Origin of the sequence: Arthrobacter sp. BL-252-APC-1A, assembly GCF_009696625.1 — a bacterium.
GTDB lineage: Bacteria > Actinomycetota > Actinomycetes > Actinomycetales > Micrococcaceae > Arthrobacter_B.
In genome coordinates, this window is sequence record NZ_VULS01000001.1 from 65,827 (window position 1) to 89,809 (window position 23,983).

A 23,983-nucleotide genomic window follows, 5' to 3' on the forward strand; every position below is an offset into this window, starting at 1 on the left:
TGCTAGGCGTTGCCCTAGGGCAGGGTCAGGATTTCGGCGCCGTTGTCAGTGACTAGCAGGGTATGTTCAAACTGGGCGGTGCGTTTGCGGTCCTTTGTGACCACGGTCCAGTTGTCCTCCCACATGTCCCACTCAATCGTCCCGAGGGTGAGCATAGGCTCAATGGTAAACACCATCCCGGTCTCAATGAGGCGGCTGTAGGCAGGCGCGGCGTCATAGTGCGGGATAATCAGGCCGGTATGGAAAGCCTCGCCCACGCCGTGGCCGGTGAAGTCCCGAACCACACCGTAGCCGAACCGCTTGGCGTAAGACTCAATGGCACGCCCAATAACGTTGATTTCACGCCCGGGCATTACGGCCTTGATGGCGCGCCGCAGGGATTCCGCGGTGCGCTCGACCAGCAGCCGGGATTCCTCGTCCACATCGCCCGCCAGGAACGTGTAGTTGGTATCCCCGTGGACACCATTGATGTAGGCGGTGATGTCCACGTTGACGATGTCGCCGTCCTGGATGACGGTTGTATCCGGGATGCCGTGGCAGATGACCTCATTAATGGAGGTGCAGATCGACTTGGGGAAGTGCCGGTAGCCCAGTGTGGAGGGGTAGGCCTTGTGGTCCATCAGGAACTCGTGTGCCACGCGGTCCAGTTCATCGGTAGTGACACCCGGTTCGATCCGGTTGCCCACCTCGACAATCGCCTGTGCCGCGATCCGGCTGGCGATGCGGATCTTCTCGATGGTCTCGGCGGACTTGACTTCCGAACCCGTGAATTTCGCCGGCGCGTCCCTGTCCACATATTCGGGACGGGCAATCGACGACGGCACATGCCGTCGGGGAGAGACCGATCCCGGCTGCAGGCGGCCAAGGGGTGCGGTGGCAATATTCTGGGGCATAGTATCGATCTTATCGCCAGCGTTCCGTGCTGCTGCATGGGACGGTGAATGTGCGCCACGGTGCGGCCCAATCGGCCGGACGGCGCCGACCAAAGGAGGGCCCATGGCCGAGTACTGGTTCAACCTGTCCACCCATGAAATCGAGGTGGGCCCCCAGTCGGACTGGACGAAGCTGCTGGGCCCGTACAAGACCCGGGAAGAAGCCGCAGCTGCCCTGCAGAAGGTCCAGGCCCGCAACGAAGCCTGGGACCGACAGGACGACGACTAGGCCGGCCGGGCGGCGCCCGCTAGAAGCTGTGCTCCGGGCCGGGGAAGGATCCGCTGCGGACCTCGTCCCCGTACTCCTTCGCCGCAGCTGAAAGCACTGAGCGCACGTCCGCGAAAGCCTTGACGAACTTCGGCGCCTTGCCGCCGCGCATGCCGGCCATGTCCTGCCACACCAGCACCTGGCCGGTAGTTGCGTTGCCGGCCCCAATGCCGATCGTCGGTACGCGCACAGCTGCGTCAACGGCGGCTGCGACATCGGCCGGAACCATTTCCATCAGCACGCAGAAGGCACCCGCATCAGCCAGGGCGACGGCGTCGTCAATCACCGCCTGCGCTGCGTCACCGCGGCCCTGCACCTTGTAGCCGCCCAGGGCGTGCTCGCTCTGCGGGGTGAAGCCAACGTGCGCCATGACCGGGATGCCGGCTGCTGTCATCGCCCGCACATGGCCGGCGTAGTGGGCGCCGCCCTCCATCTTCACGGCCTGCACCCCTGCCTCCTTCATCAGCCGGACGGAGGACTCGATGGCCTGGGCAGGGGACACCTCGTAGGAGCCGAAGGGAAGATCGCAGACAATCAGTGCCCGCCTGGCTCCGGCCGAGACGGACTTTGCGAAAACGATCATTTCATCGAGGGTGATGGGCAGCGTTGTCTCGTGTCCCATGACGTTGTTGGCCGCAGAGTCGCCGATCAGCAGGGTCTCGATGCCGGCCTCGTCGAAAATCTGGGCCGTGTACTGGTCATAGGCCGTAAGCATGGCGAACCTGCCGCCGGTGTCCTTGAGCTGCTGGAGGTAGGAGGTTCGTACCCGCCGGGGCGGCACCGGTGCCGCTGCCTGCTCGGTGCCGTACGGTTTGGGCTGTTCAGCGCTGGTCATTCTTCGAGACTACTAAAGGTTGGGCTGCACCGTGCCCGGCCGCGGTTTATTGCCTTGCGCGTAATGTCCGCGAGCCACGCGATGCGCTGGGCCGGAAAAGGGCCGCGGCTGGGTAGAGTAATTGCAGGTTGCGCGCACCGCCGAGCCAGCCTGCCCTGCAGCCCGGCCCCATGTGCCGGCCTGCCTTCGGAAGCCCGGGTGGCAGTCCGGACAAGGGACCGCCAAGCGAAGTACAGCGAAAGAGGTTAAGCATGAACCGCCAGCAGGAATTCGTTCTGCGAACGATCGAAGAACGCGACGTGCGGTTTGTCCGGCTGTGGTTTACCGACGTGGTGGGTTCCATGAAGTCCGTGGCCCTGGCACCGGCTGAGGTGGAAGGGGCCTTTGAAGAGGGCCTGGGCTTCGACGGTTCCTCCATTGAGGGACTGGCCCGGATCTTCGAATCGGACATGCTGGCCCAGCCGGACCCCTCAACGTTCCAGATCCTGCCCTGGCGCGGCGACGAAGAGCAGACTTCCCGGATGTTCTGCGACATCCTCACCCCGGATGGCCAGCCCTCCGCTGCCGATCCCCGCTACGTGCTGAAGCGCCAGCTCGCCAAGGCCGCCGACATGGGCTTCACCTGCTACACGCACCCGGAAATCGAGTTCTACCTGCTGAAGTCGGACCAGCCAGGCCCCGACGGCGAGCCGGTGCCGGTGGACAGGGCAGGCTATTTCGACCATGTTCCCGGCGGTGTGGCCCAGGACTTCCGCCGCACAGCGGTTTCGATGCTGGAAGCCGTGGGCATCTCCGTTGAGTTCAGCCACCACGAAGCCGGCCCCGGCCAGAACGAAATCGATTTGCGCTACGCGGATGCCCTGCAGACCGCAGACAACATCATGACGTTCCGAACGGTGGTCAAAGAGGTCGCTCTGATGACCAACTGCTACGCGACGTTTATGCCGAAGCCGTTTTCCGATCACCCCGGTTCGGGGATGCACACCCACTTCTCGCTCTTTGAGGGCGACTCCAACGCGTTCTTCGAAGCAGGCGCCGAGTTCCAGCTCTCCGCTACCGCACGCCAGTTCATGGCTGGAATCCTGCGGCATGCACCGGAATTCACTGCCGTCACCAACCAGTTCGTGAACTCCTACAAGCGGCTCTGGGGCGGCGGGGAAGCCCCCAGCTACCTCTCCTGGGGCCACAACAACCGCTCAGCCCTGCTGCGTGTGCCGCTGTACAAGCCCGGCAAGGGCCAGTCCGCACGGATCGAATACCGCGGGATCGACTCCGCCGCCAACCCGTACCTGTCCTACGCCGTACTCCTCGGGGCAGGGCTGAAGGGCATCGAAGAAGGCTACGAGCTGCCGCCGGGCGCCGAGGATGACATTGAGTCGCTGAGCGCTGCCGAACGCCGCGCCATGGGCCACGCGCCCCTTCCCTCGAGCCTGCATGACGCGATTCGGGTCATGGAGGATTCAGAACTCGTGGCGGACATCCTTGGCGAGCAGGTCTTCGAAAACTTCCTGCGGAACAAGCAGGCCGACTGGAACGAATACCGCCAGCAGGTCACTGCCTTCGAGCTGAAGAAGAACCTGAGCATCCTCTAAGGGAAGCGGAGCGCCGATGAGCCTGACCAGACGCCTGATCGCAGCCGGTTTTACGGATCTCGAGAAAAGCGAACGGTTCCTGGGTGCCCCGGAACTTTCCGGGATCGACCAGGAACGGCTCTTCGCCGGGTTTGTGCGGTCCGCAAACCCGGACATGGCGCTTCAGTCCCTTGTACGCCTGCTCTCCCGCATCCCTTCCCTCGGGGAGCTGGTCAGTGCCGACCAGGACGAAAGCGAAGCGCTCTTCCGGGTACTCGGAGCCTCGGAGGCGCTGGCAGAGTTCGTGATGCGGCACCCGGAGAACGCGGACCTGTTCCGGACCGGCCTGCGCGCCGAACCGGGCCAGACACCGGTCCGGACGCTGCGTGCCTCGCTGCTTGAATCGGTACAGGCCGGCTCGGGCCCCAACCCGGTGGCCCGGCTGACCGGGACCGATGCCTATGTGCAGCTGCGCACCCGGTACCGCAGGCACCTGCTGGATTTGGCGATCAGGGACCTCGGGGCGGCTTCGCCGGAAGACACCATGCCCGCCGTCGGGCGGGAACTGGCTGACCTGGCAGGTGCTGCGCTCGAAGCTGCACTGGCCGTGTCCAGGGCAGAACTGGCCGAAGCATTTGACCCGGCCGACGTCTCGGCGGTCCATCTGGCCGTGATCGGTATGGGCAAGTGCGGCGCCAGTGAACTGAACTACATTTCCGACGTCGACGTGATCTACGTGATGGAAGCGCCGGACCTTGATGAAACCCTGGCCGCACGCATCGGAACCGCCATGGCTGCGGGGATCTCACGCGTCATCAACGCCTCGGCCCCGGAGCCGGGACTGTGGGACGTTGACGCCAACCTGCGGCCCGAAGGCAAGGACGGGCCGCTGGTCCGTACCCTCGACTCCCACCTGTCCTACTATCAGCGGTGGGCGCAGACCTGGGAGTTCCAGGCCCTGCTCAAAGCGCGCGCCGTGGCCGGTGATCCGGATCTTGGCCGCCGCTATGAGGACGCCGTCGCGCCGCTGATCTGGTCCAGTTCCGAACGGGATGGCTTCGTCGAGTCAGTGCAGGCGATGCGCCGCCGGGTCACCGACCACATTCCCACCCACGAAGAGACCCGGCAGATCAAGCTGGGCAAGGGCGGGCTGAGGGACGTCGAGTTCACTGTCCAGCTGCTTCAGCTGGTTCACGGCCGGATCGATGAAAGCCTGCGGGTCCGCACCACCACCGCTGCTATCGCGGCGCTCAGCGAGGGCGGTTACATAGGCAGGGGCGACGCCGCCGACCTGGATGCCGCGTACCGCTACCTTCGGGTGCTAGAACACCGGATCCAGATGGTCCACATGCGCCGGACCCACCTCATGCCGGAGTCCGACGCCGCACTGCGGGCGCTCTCGAAATCCTCTGCCGGTGCCCTGGCACTGGTCCGTCCCAGCGCCGAGCGGCTCCTGGAGAACTGGCAGCGCACCAAGCGCCTGGTCCGCCGGCTGCATGAGGCGATCTTCTACCGTCCGCTGCTGGCCACGGCAGCGAACCTTTCCGAAGCCGAGGTTCGGCTCAGCCCGGAAGCCGCCCAGGCCCGGCTGGCTGCCCTTGGCTACGCCGATCCGCGCGGGGCCATGCGGCATATTGAGGCACTAACCAACGGCATCAGCCGCCGGGCAGCCCTGCAGCGTCAGCTGCTGCCCGTGCTGCTGGGCTGGCTCGGTGACGGCGTGGACCCCGACGCCGGACTGCTCGGTTTCCGGCGCCTGAGCGAATCGCTGGGGGACAGCCACTGGTTCCTGGGGATGATCCGCGACTCTTCGGCCGCGGGGGAGCGGCTCTGCCAGATCCTCTCTTCCTCACGGTTCATCAGCGAACTGCTGGAAGTCTCACCGGAGTCCACCGTGTGGCTGGGCAGCGACAAGGACCTCCAGCCGGTCAGCTTCGACTCCCTCTGGCAGGAGATGCGGGCGAAAATGTCCCGTCATCCGCGGCCGGACGAAGCCGTGCGCCTGATCCGCCTGATCCGGCGCCGCGAAATGCTGCGCATCGCACTGGCAGACAGCGCCGGCCTGATCACCCAGGAAGAAGTGGGCAGGGCACTGGCAGACAATGACCGGGCCGCCGTGCTGGGTACGCTGCACGCCGCCGAAAACGAGGTTTATGCCCAGGAAGAGCAGCTGACCGAACTGCTGGTGGTGGCAATGGGCCGCCAGGGCGGGCGGGAGATCGGCTACGGGTCCGACGCCGACGTACTCTACGTCCACCGGCCGCTGCCGGGCTCAGACCCGCAGGCTGCACAGGGGCAGGCCGAGCGGATCATCCAGATGGTTTCTTCCCTGCTGCAGCAGCCCTGCCGGCCGGCAGTGCAGGCCGAGCGGGTCCTGGTGCTCGACGCCGGCCTGCGGCCCGAGGGGCGGCAGGGGCCGCTGGTGCGCAGCCTCGACTCCTACTCCGGTTACTACGAACGCTGGTCCCTTGCCTGGGAAGCGCAGGCGCTGCTGCGGGCACGCCCCATGGCGGGGGACGACCGTCTGGGCGAGGACTTCCTCTCCCTGATCGACCCGATCCGGTATCCCGAAACGCTGTCCGAATCCGATGTACGGGAAATCCGGAGGATCAAGGCACGGGTCGAATCGGAACGGCTTCCGCGGGGAGCGGACCCGTCCCGGCAGCTCAAGCTCGGCCGCGGCGGCCTCAGCGACGTTGAATGGCTCGTGCAGCTGCTGCAGCTGCAGCATGCACGTGAATACCCTGCCCTGCGGACCACTGCCACCCTTCCTGCACTCGACGCGATCTCTGACGCAGGGTTCCTCCCCGACCCGGATACAGCCATGCTGCGGGAGAGCTGGCTGCTTGCCAGCCGGATCCGTTGTGCAAATGTGATTCGTGGCGGAAGGAACCCCGATGTACTGCCCTCCTCCCGCCGGGAACTGGAGGCGGTGGCACGCTGGTGCGGTTACGCCGCAGGTCAGGGCGGGGTTTTGGAGGAAGACTATCTGCGGATCACCCGCCGTGCCCGTGCCGTCTTCGAACGCTGGTTTTACGGCTACGGACTCGAAGACAGCTGATTTGGGACCCCGCGGTAATTTCGGTGTCCGCATTCCTAGTAGGCTTTTTGTGGCGTTTGCTGCGCATCGCCGCGAACCATTAGCTAGGAGACGTTTACTTTGCACAGTGGCAAACGGGCGCTGAAAGGCCCGGCCTCACTCGCGGTTCCCATCACCACCCTGCTGGCGGCCATAGCGCTGCTTGTGGGCGTCCCCGCCTCCGGGGCCCTCGCGGCCACCTCACCGGCGTCGGACAGCGTGGCGGGCAAGACCTACACCATCGGTACTGACACAACCTTCGCCCCGTTCGAGTTCCGCGAAAACGGTGAACTCGTCGGCATCGACATCGACCTGATGAACGCGATCGCCGAAGACCAGGATTTCTCGGTTGAAATCCGTTCCCTCGGGTTCGACGCCGCTCTCCAGGCGCTGCAGTCCAACCAGGTGGACGGCGTGATCGCCGGCATGTCCATCACGGAGGAACGGCAAAAGGTCTTCGACTTCTCGGACCCGTACTTTGAATCCGGCATCCAGATGGCCGTGGCGGAGAACAACAACGAGATCACCGGTTACGAGGATCTCGAGGGCAAGCGCGTCGCGGTCAAGACCGGCACCGAAGGCCAGGCCTTCGCCGAATCCATCCGCGAAGAGTATGGCTTCGACGTCATCGCCTTCGCCCAGTCTGCCCAGATGTACGACGACGTCAAGGCCGGCTCCTCGGTAGCTGTCTTCGACGACTATCCCGTCCTGGCCTACGGAATCAAGTCCGGCAACGGCCTGAAGACGGTCACGGACAAAGAGGTGGGCTCCTCCTACGGCTTCGCGGTGAACGCAGAGACCAACCCGGAACTGCTTGAGGCATTCAACGCCGGTCTGGCGAACCTCCAGGAATCCGGGGAGTACGACGAGATCCTGGACCGCTACCTGGATGCCGGCGCCGCTGACTCCAGCTTCTGGTCCCTCGTGACTGACAACGCCCCGGCCTTCGCCAAGGGCCTTGGCCTGACACTGCTGGCAACGGCCCTGTCCCTGTTCTTCGCGCTGATCCTGGGCGTGATCTTCGGTTTCTTCAAGGTCAGCTCCAAGATTGTGCTGCGCGGCATCGCCACCACATATGTGAGCATCTTCCGCGGCACCCCGGTGCTGGTCCAGGCCTTCTTCTTCTACTTCGGCCTGCCCCAGATCATTGGCCAGCCGGTCGACGTGCTGACCGCAGGCGTGCTGACGCTGAGCCTCAACGCCGGTGCCTACATGACTGAAATCGTGCGCGGAGGTATTCAGTCCGTGGACCCGGGCCAGATGGAAGCTGCCCGCAGCCTCGGCCTTGGCTACGGCAAGACCATGCAGAAGATCGTCATTCCGCAGGCCGTGAAGATCATGACGCCGTCCTTCATTAACCAGTTCGTCATTACGCTGAAGGACACGTCACTGCTGGCCGTTATCGGCTTCGCGGAACTGACGTACCAGGCGCAGCAGGTCTACGCGGTGAACTTCCGGACCGCCGAGGTCCTCATCATCGTCGCCGCCCTGTACTTCATCGTCATCACGCTGCTGACCAAGCTGGCGGACGTCCTGGATAAGAGGTTCAACAAGTGAGCAAGATCCAAACCATTGGCCTGCGCAAGTCCTACGGTCCGGTCGAGGTCCTGAAGGGTCTGGACGTTGCCGTCGCCGAGGGTGAAGTTGTCTGCGTGATTGGCCCGTCCGGTTCAGGCAAGTCCACGTTCCTGAGGTGCCTGAACAAGCTTGAGGACATCACCGGCGGCAAGGTCGTCATCGACGGCTTCGACCTCACTGATCCGAAGGTAGACCTGAACAAGGTCCGCCAGCACATCGGCATGGTGTTCCAGCACTTCAATCTGTTCCCGCACATGTCCGTGCTGGAGAACATCATGCTGGCACCGGTGGAACTGAAGAAGGGTTCCAAGGACGAGGTCCGCAAAAATGCCCTGGCACTGCTGGACCGTGTTGGCCTGTCAGACAAGGCCGACGCCCGTCCGGCACAGCTCTCCGGCGGGCAGAAGCAGCGTGTGGCGATTGCCCGTGCCCTGGCCATGAAGCCGGATGTGATGCTCTTTGACGAGGCTACGTCGGCACTTGACCCGGAGATGGTGGGCGAGGTGCTGCAGGTCATCCGTGACCTGGCGCAGGAGGGCATGACCATGGTCGTGGTCACCCACGAGATGGGCTTCGCCCGCGAAGTCGCCGACCGTGTGGTCTTCATGGCCGACGGCCTGATCGTCGAGGAGAACTCACCCGAGGAACTCTTCGGCAATCCGCAGTCCCCGCGGCTGCAGGACTTCCTGGCGAAGGTCCTCTAGGACCGCAGCTGACTACGACGGCGGTGCGGTGCCCGGCTGGGTGCCTCACCGCCGTCGTGCGTTAAGCTCCGGGAGTCCAGGTTGGCCGTGACGGCGGGGAAGACGATAAGGTGGCTGATTATCGGAACCGAACCGTAGGAGGATCCATGACGGAAACACCGCCCACGATAACCTGCCGCTTCCCGATTACGACCATATTCCGCTCGGTACCCTGCCCACCCGGATCACCGCGCTGGACCAGGACGGTATCTCCGCCCTGCTGTCCTACGAACGGGAGCACGGGAACCGCCTCCCGGTAGTGCAGGTTCTCGAAGCGCGGCTCGACTCGCTGAAGAACGGTGCGGAACCCAGCGGGTCCATCCCGGAGGACAATCCGGAAATGAGCGAGGGCTCGGCAGGCTCCAAGGTTTCCCCAGCCACCGCCGGGCCGAAGATCAACCCGCCGTCACAGGGTGTCCCCACCAACCCGGCGCAGCCGCGGACCTGATCCTCTCAGCGGCCCCGCGCGGCACCGAGGGGTTCCCAGAACCAGTCGAAGCCGTCGCCGGGGCCGCCCAGGAAGCGCTGGGTGAAAACCACCCCGATGTCCCCGTTCGGGTAGACCGCCGCACTGGTTCCGGATCCACCGGCCCAGCCCCACATTCCGGGATCCGACCAGACCGGCCCCGGCCCTGTCTGGACGCCGGTGAGGTAGCCCCAGGACTCATCCGGACCGTTCATCTCCGCGGCGCCGGCGCGCTGGCTGCCGGCCAGCTGGTCTGAGGTCATGGACTCCCGCAGTCCGCGGGGGAGCAGCCGGTCATCTGCCAGGGCCGCGAGGAACGTCAGGTAGTCAGGGACTGTTGAGACCAGGCCCCCGGCAAGGGACTCGAACACCGGAGGGGACGCGAACGCGTCCCGGTAGGCGGCCGCTTCCACCAGTCCGGAGGCCGTGGACTCGTAAACGGCTGGAAACTCCTCGTTTCCGGACGGGAAACCCGTGGCGGTGAGTCCCAGCGGGGCGGATATCCGTTCGGCAACCAGTTCGCGCAGCGGCATGCCGGCAGCGGCCGCAAGCAACGCTGAGAGCACGTCGGCACCCGCGTGGTACATCCACCGTTCCCCGGGCTGCGCAGCGAGCGGGAGGCTGCCCAGCTGGTCAAGGTAAGCATCCGGTTCCATGGCCGGCGGATTGGGGCCCCAGAGCAGGTCCCGGGTCGCCGCGGCATAGGGCGTGTGCCCGAAGTCGACTCCGAAGCCGGCAGTCAGGGTCAGCAGGTGGCGGACGGTCACCGGCCCGCGTGCCGGGACGGTGACGGACAGCGGGGCATCCGGAGTGGCCAGGACCCGAAGGTCCGCCAGCTGTGGAAGCCAGCGTGCGGCGTCGTCGTCCAGGGCCAGCGTTCCATCGTCTACCAGGCTGAGTGCAAGGGCACCGCCCACGAGCTTACTCAGGGAAGAGATCCGGAAGGGCGTGGACGTGTCCATTGCGCGGGGGCTGCCGAAGGCGTATGTGCCGCAGGAATGGACTTCCAGCTCGCCGCCAATCCGCACCCCGGCTACCAGTCCCGGGCACCAGCACGATTCCACCCGCGAGTCCACTGCATCCCACAGTTCCTCGGTTATCTGCGGCATGGGTACACCCTGACCCACTCCGCGGGTACCGGTCAAGGCCCACTGGCAGGCGCTGTGCTGGTGGGGAAGCCGGGTAACGCAAAAGGGCCCGCACCGCCGCCTTTCGGCAGCTGTGCGGGCCCTCCTGTGGCCGGAACCGGTTACGTCTTAGACGCCGTAGTAGAGCTCGAACTCGAAGGGGTTCGGGCGCATGGCGAGCGGCAGGATCTCGTATTCGCGCTTGTAGGCGATCCAGGCGTCAATCATGTCCTGGGTGAACACACCGCCGGCCTGCAGGAACTCGTTGTCCGCTTCGAGGGCATCCAGGGCTTCCTCGAGGGAGCCCGGAGCCTTCTGGATGTCCTTGGCTTCCTCGGCCGGGAGCTCGTAGAGGTCCTTGTCGATCGGGTCGGCCGGCTCAATGCGGTTCTTGATGCCGTCCAGGCCTGCCATCAGCTGTGCAGCGAAGGCCAGGTACGGGTTGGAGGAGGGATCCGGTGCGCGGAACTCGATGCGCTTGGCCTTCGGGTTCGAACCGGTGATCGGGATACGGATACCGGCCGAGCGGTTGCCCTGCGAGTAGACCATGTTGACCGGAGCTTCGAAGCCCTTGACCAGGCGGCGGTAGGAGTTCACCGTCGGGTTCGTGAATGCCAGAACGGCTGAAGCGTGCTTCAGCAGGCCGCCGATGTACCAGCGGGCAATGTCGGAGAGGCCCGCGTAGCCCTTCTCGTCGTAGAAGAGCGGCTCGCCGCCGTTCCAGAGCGACTGGTGGCAGTGCATGCCCGAACCGTTGTCGTTGAAGATCGGCTTCGGCATGAAGGTTGCGGACTTGCCCCAGGCATCGGCAACGTTCTTGACGATGTACTTGAACTTGAGCAGGTCATCGGCCGCGTGGGTCAGGGTGGTGAACTTGTAGTTGATCTCTGCCTGGCCGGCGCCGCCAACTTCGTGGTGGGAGCGCTCAACCTCAAGGCCGGCGTTGTCCAGCTCAACGCAGATGGCGTCGCGCAGGTCGGCCTGCTTGTCCACCGGAGCTACGGGGAAGTAGCCGCCCTTGAACGGCGTCTTGTTGCCGAGGTTGCCGCCCTCTTCTTCCCGGCCGCTGTTCCAGGGTGCCTCGATGGAGTCCACCTTGTAGAAGCTGCCCTGCGGAGCGGACTCATACTGGACGTTGTCGAAGATGAAGAACTCGGCTTCGGGAGCAAAGAAGGCCGTGTCCGCAATGCCGGTGGACGCGAGGTATGCCTCAGCGCGCTCAGCTACGCCGCGGGGATCGCGGTGGTAGGGCTCGCCGGTGCGGGGGTTGACGATCGAGAAGTTCAGGGCGAGCGTCTTCTCAATGCGGAACGGGTCCAGGAATGCGGTGGTCACATCGGGGATCAGCTGCATGTCGGATTCGGCGATTCCCTGGAAACCGCGGATGGAGGATCCGTCGAAGAGCTGGCCGTTGATGAAGAAGTCGGCGTCCACTGACTTGGCGGGTACGTTGAAGTGCTGCTGCACTCCGGGCAGGTCGGTGAAACGGATGTCGACGAACTTCACATCTTCGTCAGCGATGAACTTGAGGACCTCGTCCGCATTCTTGAACATCGTGTCTATGCTCCTTATACATGTTTGGTTGGAAGGCCTCGGGCGGTGGGCCTGTCCTTGCGCCAGTCGGTGATTCCCGCAGGATCCGGCAACAGAAAATAGTCTAGGAGCACCCCATTACCCGCCCGTGTCACCAATGTTTCGGCAACGTTACGTGCACCATGCTCCTGTCTCCACCCTAGCCTGTGCGCGCCGCCACAGGCATAATTGGGCGCTTCACAGTCCGTCGGCGGTGCTCTGGGCTACCCGGTAGTCTTAAACCGTGGTTGACAGACGAAGCATTGGTTCATGGCTTGAAGGCCCCCCATCCGACGAAGAGAACTGGCCGGGCCGCAGGCTGGGCAGGCCCCGGACAGGTCCTGGTTCGATCGCCCGGGTGGGCCCGAGGCTGGGTGCGCTCATCATCGACTGGGCGCTGGCGTCACTGATTGCGTACGCGTTTTTCGGCGGCACGGGAAACTCGATCCTGCTGGTGTTTGCTGCAGAGCAGATCGTGCTCGTCGGCTTGCTGGGCTACAGCATCGGACACCGGGTTTTCAGCCTGCAGGTGCAGAAACTCGACGGCAGCGCTGCCGGCCCGCTTGCCGGCGTCGTTCGCACTGTCCTGCTCTGCCTCGTTATCCCGGCCCTGATCTTCGATGCCGACCAGCGTGGTCTCCATGACAGGGCGATGAAGACTGTCCTCGTGAAGGTCAAGCACGGGCGCTGACCCCCCCAACACAAAGAATGCCCCCGCCAGGTTCACCTGACGGGGGCATTCTTTATGCTGCGGTCTTAGCGGCCGCGGGCGGCCTTGCGGTCCGGGCGTGCCTTGTACGGGTCGATGCCCTTGGGGATTGGAAGGCGCTGGCCGAGGGCGGAGAGCCGCTTGTTCACGGCGGCGACCTCCTGCTTGGTCAGCGACTTCTTGAGCTTCTTGACCTTCTTGGCAACCTGCTGGAGGGGAACCTGTCCTTCGCCGCGTCCCGTCTGGATGACGTGGACCGGAACGTTGGGGACAATACGGTTCATCTTGCGGCGTTCACCGTCAACCAGTGCCTTGACCCGGTTCGACGGACCTTCGGTGACCAGGACAATGCCGGGACGTCCGATGGCGCGGAACACAGCATCCTGGGTACGCGGGCTGACGGCAACGGGCTGTTCCTCCAGGATCCAGCCGCGGCGCAGGACGGAAAGTGCGGCACCGGAGGCTCCCGGCTGTCCCTCGATCTGCGCGAAGGCTGCGCGTTCGGCACGGCGGGACAGGATGAACATGGCGGCCAGCAGGCCGAGCGGGATCGCGATGATGAGCATCGTGACCCAGTTGTCGATCAGGAAACCAATGATCAGGCCGATGGCGATGATGCCCGCAAAGGCACCCACCATCCGCCAAATGACACTGGGATCATTGCGCCGGGTCATCTTGAAGACATCGGCGATCTGTTTCATGCGGCCGGGCTGCTTGTTCTTCTTTTCCGCCTTCGGCTTGCGGGAGAAGAGGCCGCGGCGGGCGCCCTTGGATGCGTCGGAATCAGTGCTGTTGGCCATAATGCGTCAATTCTACGTGATGAAGGCGCAGCACTATCTCCCCGTGACGCGGGGAGCAGGCGGGCCTGTTGAGACTAGGGAAAACGAAGGTATCCGCCGGGCATTACCGGCGGGCATTACCGGCGGGCCAGGACGGCGGATGCCTCCTGGGCAGCGGTCCCGGAGTCAGCGATGTGGGCGAGGTTGGGCGGCAGCACGCGGCCCTTTTTGCGCATGGCGCCTGCCCAAAGCCGGCCTGCCCGGTAGGAGGAACGGACCAGGGGACCGCTCATCACTCCCAGGAAGCCCAGTTCTTCCGCCTCTGCGCTGAGCTCGACGAATTCCTCCGGCTTGACCCAGCGGTCCACCGGCAGGTGGCGTTCGCTGGGCCTCAGGTACTGGGTGATGGTCAGCAGGTCGCAGCCTGCCTCACGGAGGTCCCGCAACGCACCGGAGATTTCGTCCCGTGTTTCGCCCATGCCCAGGATCAGGTTCGACTTGGTGACCATGCCCAGTGCCTGCCCCTGAGTGATGACATCCAGGGAACGCTCGTAGCGGAATGCCGGCCGGATCCGCTTGAAAAGGCGGGGGACCGTCTCCACGTTGTGCGCGAATACTTCCGGGGCCGCATCGCAGATGGCCTGGATGTGTTCGGGCTTGCCGGAGAAATCCGGAATGAGGATTTCGACGCCGGTTCCCTGGTTGAGGGCATGGATCTGGCGAATCGTCTCCGCGTACAGCCAGGTTCCCTCGTCCGCAAGGTCGTCGCGGGCGACGCCGGTGACGGTCGCGTAGCGCAGGTTCATCGACTGGACCGAACGCGCAACCTTCAGCGGTTCCATGCGGTCCAGCGGCGAAGGCTTGCCAGTGTCGATCTGGCAGAAATCGCAGCGGCGCGTACAGTCCGAACCGCCGATCAGGAACGTCGCTTCCTTGTCTTCCCAGCATTCGAAGATGTTGGGGCAGCCTGCCTCCTCGCAGACTGTGTGCAGGCCTTCTTTCTTCACCTGCCCTTTCAAGTGGACGTACTCCGGGCCAATGTTGACCTTCGCTTTGATCCAGTCGGGCTTGCGTTCCACCGGAACGGCGACGTTTCGCTGCTCGATGCGCAGCAGGCGGCGGCCTTCGGGGGCAAGTGTCACGTCATGGCTCCTTGTGCTTTGTTGGCTGTGCCGGAGTTGCCCGGCGCTGGGGGTGCAGCACCGGGATGGGGAGATAGGTTCGCGAGGGTGTGCCGCAGTTCTTCCTGCACACGCTCCACCACGTCTGAGGGCGTCACCGCAGTGCCCGTTTCGGCGCTGATTGAAGTCGTGCCTGCATCGGAAATTCCGCACGCCACGATCTGGGCGTAGGGAGCGAGGTCATTGCTGCAGTTCAGTGAGAATCCGTGCATCGTAACGCCGTGGTCCACGCGGATGCCGACGGCGGCGATCTTGCGGTCCTGCCCGCCGTCCGTCCCGCGGATCCAGACACCCGAGCGTCCGTCTACGCGTTCCCCGGCCAGGCCGTAGTCGGCCAGCACGCTGATAAGGGCGGACTCAAGAGCTGCGACGTAGTCCACCACCAGGACGGGATCCGGCAGGCGGAGGATTGGGTAACCCACCAGCTGCCCGGGACCGTGCCAGGTGAGTTTGCCGCCGCGGTCAACATTGACCACCTCGGTGCCGTCGAAGGGGCGCTCATGGGGCTCGGTTCGCCTTCCGGCCGTGTAGACCGGGGTGTGCTCCAGAAGGTAGACGGTGTTCTGCCGGGTTCCCTCGCTGACCTCCCGGTGGGCCCTGCGTTGAAGATCCCATCCCTCCTGGTAGTCCAGGTAGCCGGGAGCAAGGCCAACGCGGAGAAACTGCAGATCCATAGGGGCTACCCTAACCGGTGCAGTGACGGAAAGCAGATGTGTTTCGCGTCACGTTTGCCGCAGCCTGTGGATAAGTCCTGCACCAATCGCTTTGGCAGGCTAGAACTGTCGGCATGGAGACAGGGCCGGGAACTGACGCTGACGCATCTGAAGACGCCGGCACCGTCCGCCCTCCGCTGCTCCCTGAGGAGGCCTGGCGAACCGGTCCGTGTCTGGGCACGGGAAGCGGTGCGTCGGTTTGGCTGGTGGAACACATTGGTGAGGGGCAGAGCTATGCGCTCAAAATCCCGCACGCCGGCAGTACCCTCCGAGATGACTATGAACTGCGCCGGGAACTCACGATCCTCTCCCGCTACCACCATGAGAACCTGCTGGGTGTCCACGGAATCGTTGCTGCGGCCGACGGTCCGGGGCTGTTGCTTGAATATGCGCCCGGCGGCACCCTGGCCCGGGAGGTTGCTGCGCGGGGCGCTCTGACGCCGGGGCAGGCCGTAACAGTGCTGGTGGGTGTGGGCCGGGCGCTCCAGGCCCTGCATGACGAAGGGGCTGTCCACGGACGGCTCACGCCCGGGAACGTTCTCTTCACGGCCAACGGCAAGCCGCTGCTGGCGGATTTCGGGACGGGAATGATCCTGCCCCCGGCGCATGGCCTCAAAGCGGGGGATCCCGGGTCCTGCACGGCAGGGGTTTCTACGTCTGTGCCGGGTCACGGACCGTCGGAGGACGTGTACGCGCTGGGGGCCCTCGGCTGGTTCATGCTGACGGGCAGGCCGCTGGTGCCTGGTCTACGTCCTCCGCTGGGCGTCCTGGTGCCGGAGGCGCCCGCCGTGCTGCGGGACCTGCTGGATTCGGCGCTCCGGGAGGACCCTGCCCTGCGTCCGGGAGCCGGAGAATTCGCTGCGGAGGTACTGGGGGCCTGGGACCCGGAGCCTATGGACCTGCTCACCGCCGGCCTCCGCCGCCCCGGGGCGGGTGCTTCCGTATCCCTGCGTGCCGGGTCTGGAAGACGCCGGAGACAGAAGCAGGACAGGAAACCCCGTTCTGCGGGAACGGGCCCGGCACGGCGACGGGTAGCGGAAGGCGGCCACGGGAAAGCCAGGATGGTCATCGCCACGCTGCTGGTGTCCGCGACCGCCGGCCTCGGAGCTGTCGCCGTTCTGGCCCCGGAAGTCCTCTATCCCCGCCAGCATGCCTTCGTGCCCGCGTCAGGGGACACCGTGGAGGGCTCCGCGTTGCCGGGCCGGAGCGACGCGGCCGATGAACGGCCGGGAAGCGGTGAGGCAGCCGGGACGGGGGAGCCTTCAGCCGAGGAGCAGGCTGCGTTGGCAGCAGAGGATCCGCTCACCGCTGTCCGGGTTCTCTCGGCTCTTCGCGCACGTGCGTTCGAACAGGGCAGTACTGAGCTGCTGGCATGGGTCAATCAGGAAGGCTCAGCGGCGCAGGCGGCAGACCAAGCCCAGCTGGCACGTCTTGAGGAACGGGGGGAACGGCTGGCCGGTTTTGGCGTCGAAGTCCTACAGGCCTCAGCCGCTGAGCGGGACGGACCAGGTGGCCCGCCCGCAGGGGCAGCCCGGATCCATGTCTCGGCGCAGCTCTCAGGCTGGCAGCAGGTCCGTGCAGACGGCACAGAGGCTGCCCCCGCCGGGAGCCCGGTCCGGCAGGACGTGCTCCTGGAGATGGTTCGAGTGGAGGGACAGTGGCGGATCGCCGCAGTGCTGCCCGCTGCGGCAAGCCTGGACAGGAGGGGGGAAGCCGAAAGATAGGATCGGAAATATGAGTTCAACTGCGTACCTTCGCTATCCCGACCTGCACGGCGACCGCGTGACCTTCGTAGCCGAGGACGACGTGTGGGTGGTGCCGGTTTCAGGGGGACGGGCCTGGCGTGTGTCCTCCCTGCAGCTGCCTGCCCGCAATCCCAAGTTCTCGCCGGACGGATCGCGGATCGCCTGGACTGTCATCCAGGGTGCCGCACCGGAAGTCGTGACGGCCGATACCGAGGGCGGAGACTTCCGCCAGCTGACCTTCTGGGGCAACCAGAACACCCGGGTCCGCGGGTTCGCGCCCTCAGGGGCGGTCATCGCCACCAGCCCTTTTGAGTACGAGGACTTTCGCCTCCGCTGGGCCTACGAGGTTCCACTGGACGGCGCAGCGCCGTCGAGGCTTCCCTACGGGCCGCTGGACACGCTGGCACACGGGCCGGCACTGGGCGACGAGCGCCCGCTTGTTATCGGATCCGTGCTTAGCCGGGAGCCCGCACGCTGGAAGAGATACCGCGGCGGCACTGCCGGGAAACTCTGGATCGATGCCGACGGCAACGGCGAGTTTGTCCGCCTGGTTCCCGAACTTGACGGCAACCTCGCCTACCCGATGTGGGTAGACGGCCGGGTCGCCTTCTTCTCCGACCATGAGGGCTACGGCAACATCTACTCGGTGACGCCGGCAGGATCCGACCTGCGCAGGCACACTGACTTCCAGGACTTCTACGTCCGGCACCCGTCCTCGGACGGTACCCGGATCATCTTCGAATCTGCCGGCGCACTCTGGCTGCTTGCGAACCTGGACGCGGAACCTGAGCGGCTGGACATCAGCCTGGGTTCGGCGGGAACCGGACGCCGGCCCCGCCCGCTCAACGCCGCGCGCCACCTGGCCGCAGCAGTGCCCGACACCGCCGGCAAATCCAGTGTGGTTGAAAGCCACGGCACGCTGCACTGGCTCACGCACAAGGACGGACCCTCGCGGGTAATCGAGGCAACCCCGGGTGTCCGGGCCCGGCTGGGCCGGCCGCTGCCGGGAGGACGCGCCGTGTTTGTGGCCGATCCCGGCAACGAAGAGGCATTGTTCATCAAGGACGTTTTCGCCTCTTTGCCAGCCGTGGCAGAGAAGGCAAAGCAAGCCACCGAAACGCCGGCTGCACCGGCAGAAGACGGCCAGGATGAGCTTCCCAGGCCCGTATCGGCTCTGGGCCGTCCCCCGGCAGGCAGCACGGCAGTGCCTGCTGCCCCCGCAGCGGTGTCAGCTCCGGCCGCCGCCGTCCCGGCAGAGGGCGGCGAGCAGGGTGCCTCCGAGGCAGTCCTCGCATCCCAGGAAAGCGCAGCCGGCAATGCCGTAGTCCGGATCCAGTTCCCCGCCCCCACCCGGGTGTCCCAGCTGGTCCCCAGCCCCGACGGGAAGCTCGTGGCCGCTGCCACGGAGTTCGGCCAGGTCTACCTGCTCGACGTCGAATCCGGCCAGCTGTCCGAGATCGCCGACAGCGGCCACGGGGCCGTTGAGGAACTCGCATTCAGTCCTGACTCCCGCTGGCTGGCATGGGCCGAGCCCGTCGCCATCGAAGGGGCCCGCCGCAGGATCCGGCTCCGTCCCGCGAACGGTTCGGACGCGGCCGTCACTGACGTTACGGACGGCCGCTTCCACGACCACAGCCCTTCCTTCACACCGGATGGAGCGTTCCTGTCTTTCCTGTCAGAGCGCAGCTTTGACCCGGTCTATGACACACATGGTTTTGACCTGGGGTTCCCCACGTCCACGAAGCCTTTCCTGGTTGCCCTCGCAGCGTCCACCAACTCGCCGTTCGGTCCGTCCGCGCACACGGTGGAACAGCCCTCGGCAGGACCGGCCGTAGGGTCGGACGACCCCGGGGACGCTTCCGGGGACGCACTGGAAACGCTGGTGGACCTGGACCGGCTGGCAGAACGCATCATCCCCGTTCCGGTCCCGCAGGGGCGCTACTCCAAACTCCGGGCGGCTGACGGTGCGCTGCTGTGGCTCGCGGAGGACGTCTATGGCGTAACCGGCGACGGGAAGGCCAGCTCCTCCGACCGGCTGCCCGGCAAGCGTCTGGAGCGTTTCGACCTGGCCAAAAGGGAAGTCTCCGTGCTGGTTCCGGCGCTGGATGACTACGAACTCAGCGGCGACGCCGGAACGGTTGTGCTCCGGCAGGAAAACCGTGTCCGTGCCGTGCCCGCAGCAGCCAGGGTAGACGAGGATTCCCCGGAGAGCACGACCATTGACCTTTCCCGCATCCGCGTACTCCTGGAGCCTCTCCAGGTGTGGGGGCAGGCATTCGATGAGACCTGGCGCCTGCAGCGGGACTTCTTCTGGACCCCGGATATGGGCGGACTCGACTGGGATGCCGTCCACGCACGGTACCGGCCACTGGTACAGCAGCTTGGGTCCCATGATGATCTTGTGGACCTGCTCTGGGAGCTGCAGGGTGAACTGGGAACCTCCCACGCCTACGTCACTCCGGCCGGCATCGCCGAAGCCGGGGGAGGACCGCAGGGCTTCCTTGGCGCAGATCTCCGGCCCGGAAACGGCGGCTGGGAAGTGGCCAGGATCCTCGATCCGGAATCCTCTGACCCGCAGGCAATATCGCCGCTGAGCGCTCCGGGTGCCGATGTGCGTCCCGGAGACGTGATCGCCGCCGTGGACGGGCTCCCTGTCCCTGCCGACAAGGGTCCGGCAGCGCTGCTCGTCGGCGCCGGAGGGCGGGTGGTTGAGCTGACGGTTATCCGCAACGGGGACAGCCCGCAGCAGCGGCGGATCGCCGTCGTGCCCCTGCGCAGCGAAGAGCGGCTCCGTTACCAGAACTGGGTAAATGCCAACCGGCGTGCGGTGCGTGCCGCTTCAGACGGCTCCTTCGGCTACCTGCACATCCCGGACATGGTGGCCAGCGGGTGGGCACAGCTGCACAGGGACCTGGACAGCGAGGCTGCGAAGGACGGCCTGGTAATCGACGTCCGGCACAACCGGGGCGGACACACGTCCCAGCTGGTGGCGGAACTGATTGGCCGGAAGGTGACGGCCTGGAGCCTGCCCCGGGGAGACCAGGCCGGTACCTATCCGGCGCAGGCCCCGCGTGGCCCCGTGGTGATCCTGACTGACGAATTCGCGGGATCTGACGGCGACATCGTTACCCAGGTGGCCAAGCTGCGCGGGATCGGCCCTGTGGTCGGTACACGCACATGGGGCGGCGTAGTGGGCATCGACGGGCGTTTTGCCCTGGCTGACGGAACTTCGGTGACCCAGCCGCGGTACGCCTTCTGGTTCACCGGCGGCGTTGGTTTCGGGGTGGAGAACCGCGGGGTTGAACCGGACATTGAAGTTCCGTACCCGCCGCATTCCTACATGGCCGGAGCCGACCCGCAGCTGGAGCAGGGTGTCGCCATCCTCAAGGAGATGCTCGCAGAAATCCCCACGGACCAGCCGCCGGCCAGGGAGGGCTATCCCAGCCTTCGCCCGGCACCGCTGCCGCCGCGGCCGCAGGGCCGGTCCGGCAAGGACAGCTAGGCGGAACCGGAGGGAGGGACCTCTTCCTGGCGGGAGGGATTCCTCCGTCCGGGCGTTTCCGGCGGTCTGCTTGATTGAACCAGCCGGTACGCAGGCGTAGCGTTCAAGAATGGACTCTAATCACAGTTGGCTGCGGACCGTCACCGGCGGTCCCCGCGGGGCCGGTGCGGCCCGGGATCGGACGGCAAAATGAGCGGCACCCGCGCGCCGTACCTGCGCTGGGCAGCCATCGGGCTGGTCTTCGTTGGCGGCGGAGCCGGCGCAGCAAGCCGCGAGGGCCTGTCGCTCGTCATCCCGAACCTCGGCGAAGTCCCGATCGCGATCCCGATCATCAACGTGATCGGCGCCTTCCTGCTCGGCTACCTCTACGAAGCCGTTACGCGCCTGGACAAGGCGCGGCCCACCGGCGCGAACCTCAAGCTCCTGCTGGGCACCGGGTTCTGCGGCGGCTTCACCACCTACAGCTCGCTGGCCACCGACACCGCCGTGCTTTTCCGCGACGGGCTCCCGGGATCCGCGGTGATTTACGCGCTGGCCACGGTGATTGTGGGTGCCTGCGCCACCTGGGCGGGCATCGCGATTGCGACCGCCGTCAACAACCGTGCCCCTGGCCCGCGCAGGGATGAACAGGAGGATGCGACATGACCCCCGGAATCTTCCTGTTGCTGGCCCTGGCCGGCGGTGTGGGCGCCACTGTGCGGTTTATGCTGGACGGATTCATCCGTGCCCACTCCAAGACGCAGTTTGCCTGGGCGACGACGATCATCAACGTCTCCGGTTCCCTCGTGCTTGGTTTTCTCACCGGCCTCACCGTCGAGCATTTTGTACCCACCGACGTCAGCATCGTCATCGGTACCGGATTCCTTGGCGGTTATACGACCTTCAGCACGGCGAGCTACGAGACCGTACAGCTCATCAAGAAGGGCCGCTACGGGGCTTCGTTCATCAGCGGCGTCGTGATGCTGCTGCTCTCCGTTGCCGCTGCCGTGGCCGGCCTCTGGATAGGTACTTCGCTGTAGCCCAATTCCAGCCTGGATACATCCGGACGACCCACTGCTAGGGACGCTTCGCTGCGGGAATGTAGTGGGCGATTATCAGGAACACCCAGGTGGTGAGGATGTACGGCCATGTGTAGGTGGGTGCGGCGATCTCATGCATCAGCAGGGTCACCACCGCTGTCACGGCCGTTCCAATGGTTGCAAGCACCCATGAGATCGTGCTGCTGCGCAGGAACACGACGGCCAGTGCGATGGCGGTCAGCACGCCGGAGTAACCGGCCAGGCCGTTGGCCGTCTCGGTCAGTGCTTCACCGAGCGCCAGTGCGCACAGGCTGCCCACCACACTGCCGAGCAGGCCGGCCAGGCCAACCTTCCAGCTCGCCACGAACAGGCCCAGCAGAATCAGCGCGCCGGACCATTCGTTGTTGATGAGGACTACCTCGGACACATTCGTCAGCAGTGAGCGGACGAAGGCCAGCGGCGCCGAATCGATGGTGGCCGACGTCGGCGCGCTTACATGCAGCGCCTCGGTACTGAACAGGATGATCGTGGCCACGATGCAGAACGGCGCTGTGGTCGAGGGCAGTCCGTAGATCCTCAGCGGGGTCTTCGTGAAGAGCGCGTTCACCAGCCAGATCACGGGAGCGCAGAGAGCACCGCCGATCAGGGCGATCGGGTAGGCCGCCCACTGGCCTCCGATGGCCGCAAAGGTTGCCGCTCCGACCAGGGCCCCGCAGAAACCCTGCATGCCCGCCGTGACCGAGGAGGAGTCAGCTCCGATCAGCCGTCCGGTCACCGTGTTGCCTGCAGCGCCAATGAGGACCAGCAACGCCATGCGCCAGTCCGCGACGGCAAAGGCGGCCAGTATCAGCAGCGCTGTGAAGACGTTGCTCTGGAAGAAGATCTGTGAGAGCCCCTGGCACCAGCCTTTGAGCCAGCCTGCGGCTGGGATGGCAGGATGCGGGGGGGTTGCGCCTACGCTGCTCATATCCTGTCCTCTCCCGCGGGTGTGTTCGGCGGCCGGCCCTGCCCGGGTGTTTTTCCGGGTCTGGCTGCCGGTGATGCACCCTCACCGGGCACGGCGCCCCCGGGCCCGGGGCACGGCAGGGCCCACCGCTCCTCCACCCTCCCAAACTTCCAGTAGGCGGTGGAGATTAGCCAGACCAGGACCAGGGTGCCCACGATGATGTACCCCACGTTCTCCAGGTCGATGCCGGCCACCCACCCGGTGAGGGGATCCTGGAGGCCAAGCTTCTCGTTCAGCAGGCCTACGAGCTCGATGCCGCCGATGATGACCGCAATCATCACGGAGAGCCCGGTGATGGTCAGGTTGTAGTAAACCTTGCGGATCGCGTTGACGCTGGCCCAGCCGTAGGCACGGACCATCACGGCCGAGTCGAGTGTGTCGAACAGGCTCATGCCGGCCGCGAAGATGAGCGGCAGGCAGAGGATGGCGTACCAGGGCAGCCCGGTCGCGGCTCCGGTTCCGGCGAGCACCAGCAGTGCAATCTCACTGGCGGTGTCAAAACCCAGCCCGAATAGGAACCCGACCGCGTACATCTTGCCCGGCCGGTCGATCGTCTTCAGCAGCGGCCGCAGGATCCGGGTGATGAACCCGCGACCCTGAAGGTGGCGTTCCAGCTCCACCTGGTCCAGCTCTCCGTTGCGTGAAGCCCGCCAGACCTTCAGGATTCCGAGAAAGGCGACGGCGTTGATGAGCCCGATCAGCAGCAGGAAGACTCCGGACACGAGCGTGCCGAAAACGCCCAGGCCATTGCGGACCTCGTTGCCGTCATCGCTCAGGCCCACCGCCCAGCTCACTCCGAGTGCCAGCAGTGCCGCCATGAGAAAGACGATCGTGGAGTGCCCCAGTGAAAAGAACAGGCCGACGCCGGCGGCTGGCCGGCGCAGGTCAACGAGCTTGCGGGTCGTGTTGTCAATGGCGGCAATGTGGTCGGCGTCGAAGGCGTGCCTCACGCCAAGCACATAGGCCACCACGGCAATGCCGACACCAAAGACGGAGGATCCAAGCTGCAGGTGCAGCGGTTCCACCAGGAAGAAGAACAGTCCGAACCCCGCGACGTGCAGGAGCACGACGGGTATGAAGGCGAGAACTACCTGCGCCCGGTAGGAGTGCTGCGGCTTTGCCCCCGCCGTCTGCGTAACGCTTTGTCCACGCACGGTC

20 protein-coding genes are annotated in these 23,983 nt (G+C 65.4%); 11 read left to right on the forward strand and 9 right to left on the reverse strand.

The annotated features are described in order from the left end of the window. Nucleotides 1-14: 14 nt before the first annotated feature. Nucleotides 15-893 carry a type I methionyl aminopeptidase gene (map, locus tag FYJ28_RS00300; RefSeq protein ID WP_055241762.1) on the reverse strand — a complete coding sequence of 293 codons (879 nt, stop codon included), beginning with the start codon at nucleotides 891-893 and terminating at the stop codon, nucleotides 15-17. A 103-nt stretch (nucleotides 894-996) separates the two neighbouring features. Between map and FYJ28_RS00305 the strand changes: the two genes are divergently transcribed. Continuing rightward, nucleotides 997-1,161, forward strand: coding sequence for an SPOR domain-containing protein (locus FYJ28_RS00305; protein WP_152969970.1), 165 nt, complete (start codon nucleotides 997-999; stop codon nucleotides 1,159-1,161). A gap of 19 nt (nucleotides 1,162-1,180) precedes the next feature. Here the strand turns inward: FYJ28_RS00305 and panB are convergent, their stop codons facing one another. Then, nucleotides 1,181-2,035: a 3-methyl-2-oxobutanoate hydroxymethyltransferase gene (gene panB, locus FYJ28_RS00310; protein WP_055241760.1), complete on the reverse strand. Its 855-nt coding sequence runs from the start codon at nucleotides 2,033-2,035 to the stop codon at nucleotides 1,181-1,183. Between the two features lie 251 nt (nucleotides 2,036-2,286). On the opposite strand from panB, the gene FYJ28_RS00315 reads away from it, so the two are divergent. The 5 genes from FYJ28_RS00315 to FYJ28_RS17190 all read left to right on the forward strand — a co-directional run bounded on the left by FYJ28_RS00315 (nucleotide 2,287) and on the right by FYJ28_RS17190 (nucleotide 9,454). After that, complete coding sequence (locus tag FYJ28_RS00315) at nucleotides 2,287-3,627, forward strand: glutamine synthetase family protein (protein WP_055241758.1); 1,341 nt, start codon at nucleotides 2,287-2,289, stop codon at nucleotides 3,625-3,627. 16 nt (nucleotides 3,628-3,643) lie between these two features. Beyond that, a complete protein-coding gene (locus FYJ28_RS00320) occupies nucleotides 3,644-6,667 on the forward strand; it encodes a bifunctional [glutamine synthetase] adenylyltransferase/[glutamine synthetase]-adenylyl-L-tyrosine phosphorylase (protein WP_154577903.1) in 3,024 nt (1,007 codons plus the stop codon). Between the two features lie 99 nt (nucleotides 6,668-6,766). Further along, on the forward strand, nucleotides 6,767-8,242 hold the full coding sequence (locus FYJ28_RS00325) for an amino acid ABC transporter substrate-binding protein/permease (RefSeq protein WP_055241752.1): 1,476 nt from the start codon (nucleotides 6,767-6,769) through the stop codon (nucleotides 8,240-8,242). Continuing rightward, nucleotides 8,239-8,967, forward strand: coding sequence for an amino acid ABC transporter ATP-binding protein (locus tag FYJ28_RS00330; protein WP_055241750.1), 729 nt, complete (start codon nucleotides 8,239-8,241; stop codon nucleotides 8,965-8,967). The genes FYJ28_RS00325 and FYJ28_RS00330 overlap by 4 nt, the downstream gene beginning before the upstream one ends. A gap of 298 nt (nucleotides 8,968-9,265) precedes the next feature. Next, nucleotides 9,266-9,454 (forward strand): hypothetical protein, encoded by a 189-nt coding sequence (locus FYJ28_RS17190; protein WP_229780058.1) that lies wholly within the window; start codon nucleotides 9,266-9,268, stop codon nucleotides 9,452-9,454. A 5-nt stretch (nucleotides 9,455-9,459) separates the two neighbouring features. Here the strand turns inward: FYJ28_RS17190 and FYJ28_RS00340 are convergent, their stop codons facing one another. Both FYJ28_RS00340 and glnA read right to left on the reverse strand, forming a co-directional pair. Next, on the reverse strand, nucleotides 9,460-10,581 hold the full coding sequence (locus FYJ28_RS00340) for a serine hydrolase domain-containing protein (protein WP_154577905.1): 1,122 nt from the start codon (nucleotides 10,579-10,581) through the stop codon (nucleotides 9,460-9,462). Nucleotides 10,582-10,728: 147 nt separating this feature from the next. Next, complete coding sequence (glnA, locus tag FYJ28_RS00345; RefSeq protein WP_055241744.1) at nucleotides 10,729-12,153, reverse strand: type I glutamate--ammonia ligase; 1,425 nt, start codon at nucleotides 12,151-12,153, stop codon at nucleotides 10,729-10,731. 262 nt (nucleotides 12,154-12,415) lie between these two features. Here glnA and FYJ28_RS00350 point away from each other — a divergent pair, with 262 nt between their 5' ends. Then, on the forward strand, nucleotides 12,416-12,862 hold the full coding sequence (locus FYJ28_RS00350) for an RDD family protein (RefSeq protein WP_326831400.1): 447 nt from the start codon (nucleotides 12,416-12,418) through the stop codon (nucleotides 12,860-12,862). A 65-nt stretch (nucleotides 12,863-12,927) separates the two neighbouring features. On the opposite strand, the gene FYJ28_RS00355 is transcribed toward FYJ28_RS00350, so the two are convergent. The 3 genes from FYJ28_RS00355 to lipB form a co-directional block, all read right to left on the reverse strand. Continuing rightward, the gene (locus FYJ28_RS00355) at nucleotides 12,928-13,680 is read right to left on the reverse strand and encodes a DUF4191 domain-containing protein (RefSeq protein WP_154577906.1); all 753 of its coding nucleotides are present in this window, start codon (nucleotides 13,678-13,680) and stop codon (nucleotides 12,928-12,930) included. Nucleotides 13,681-13,796: 116 nt separating this feature from the next. Continuing rightward, nucleotides 13,797-14,801: a lipoyl synthase gene (gene lipA, locus FYJ28_RS00360; protein WP_326831401.1), complete on the reverse strand. Its 1,005-nt coding sequence runs from the start codon at nucleotides 14,799-14,801 to the stop codon at nucleotides 13,797-13,799. After that, on the reverse strand, nucleotides 14,798-15,550 hold the full coding sequence (lipB, locus tag FYJ28_RS00365) for a lipoyl(octanoyl) transferase LipB (RefSeq protein WP_268234965.1): 753 nt from the start codon (nucleotides 15,548-15,550) through the stop codon (nucleotides 14,798-14,800). Before lipB ends, lipA begins: the two co-directional genes overlap by 4 nt. 77 nt (nucleotides 15,551-15,627) lie before the next feature. On the opposite strand from lipB, the gene FYJ28_RS00370 reads away from it, so the two are divergent. The 4 genes from FYJ28_RS00370 (at nucleotide 15,628) to crcB (ending at nucleotide 21,819) form a co-directional block, all read left to right on the forward strand. Beyond that, a complete protein-coding gene (locus FYJ28_RS00370; protein ID WP_154577908.1) occupies nucleotides 15,628-17,277 on the forward strand; it encodes a serine/threonine protein kinase in 1,650 nt (549 codons plus the stop codon). Nucleotides 17,278-17,287: 10 nt separating this feature from the next. Continuing rightward, a complete protein-coding gene (locus tag FYJ28_RS00375) occupies nucleotides 17,288-20,800 on the forward strand; it encodes a S41 family peptidase (RefSeq protein ID WP_154577909.1) in 3,513 nt (1,170 codons plus the stop codon). Nucleotides 20,801-20,989: 189 nt separating this feature from the next. Then, nucleotides 20,990-21,445, forward strand: coding sequence for a fluoride efflux transporter FluC (locus tag FYJ28_RS00380; RefSeq protein ID WP_154577910.1), 456 nt, complete (start codon nucleotides 20,990-20,992; stop codon nucleotides 21,443-21,445). Next, nucleotides 21,442-21,819 (forward strand): fluoride efflux transporter CrcB, encoded by a 378-nt coding sequence (gene crcB, locus FYJ28_RS00385; protein ID WP_154577911.1) that lies wholly within the window; start codon nucleotides 21,442-21,444, stop codon nucleotides 21,817-21,819. Before FYJ28_RS00380 ends, crcB begins: the two co-directional genes overlap by 4 nt. A 37-nt stretch (nucleotides 21,820-21,856) precedes the next feature. Here the strand turns inward: crcB and FYJ28_RS00390 are convergent, their stop codons facing one another. Together FYJ28_RS00390 and FYJ28_RS00395 are read right to left on the reverse strand one after the other, a co-directional pair. Next, nucleotides 21,857-22,786: an urea transporter gene (locus FYJ28_RS00390; protein ID WP_154577912.1), complete on the reverse strand. Its 930-nt coding sequence runs from the start codon at nucleotides 22,784-22,786 to the stop codon at nucleotides 21,857-21,859. After that, nucleotides 22,783-23,979 (reverse strand): HoxN/HupN/NixA family nickel/cobalt transporter, encoded by a 1,197-nt coding sequence (locus tag FYJ28_RS00395; RefSeq protein WP_326831402.1) that lies wholly within the window; start codon nucleotides 23,977-23,979, stop codon nucleotides 22,783-22,785. Before FYJ28_RS00395 ends, FYJ28_RS00390 begins: the two co-directional genes overlap by 4 nt. Between the last annotated feature and the right edge of the window lie 4 nt (nucleotides 23,980-23,983).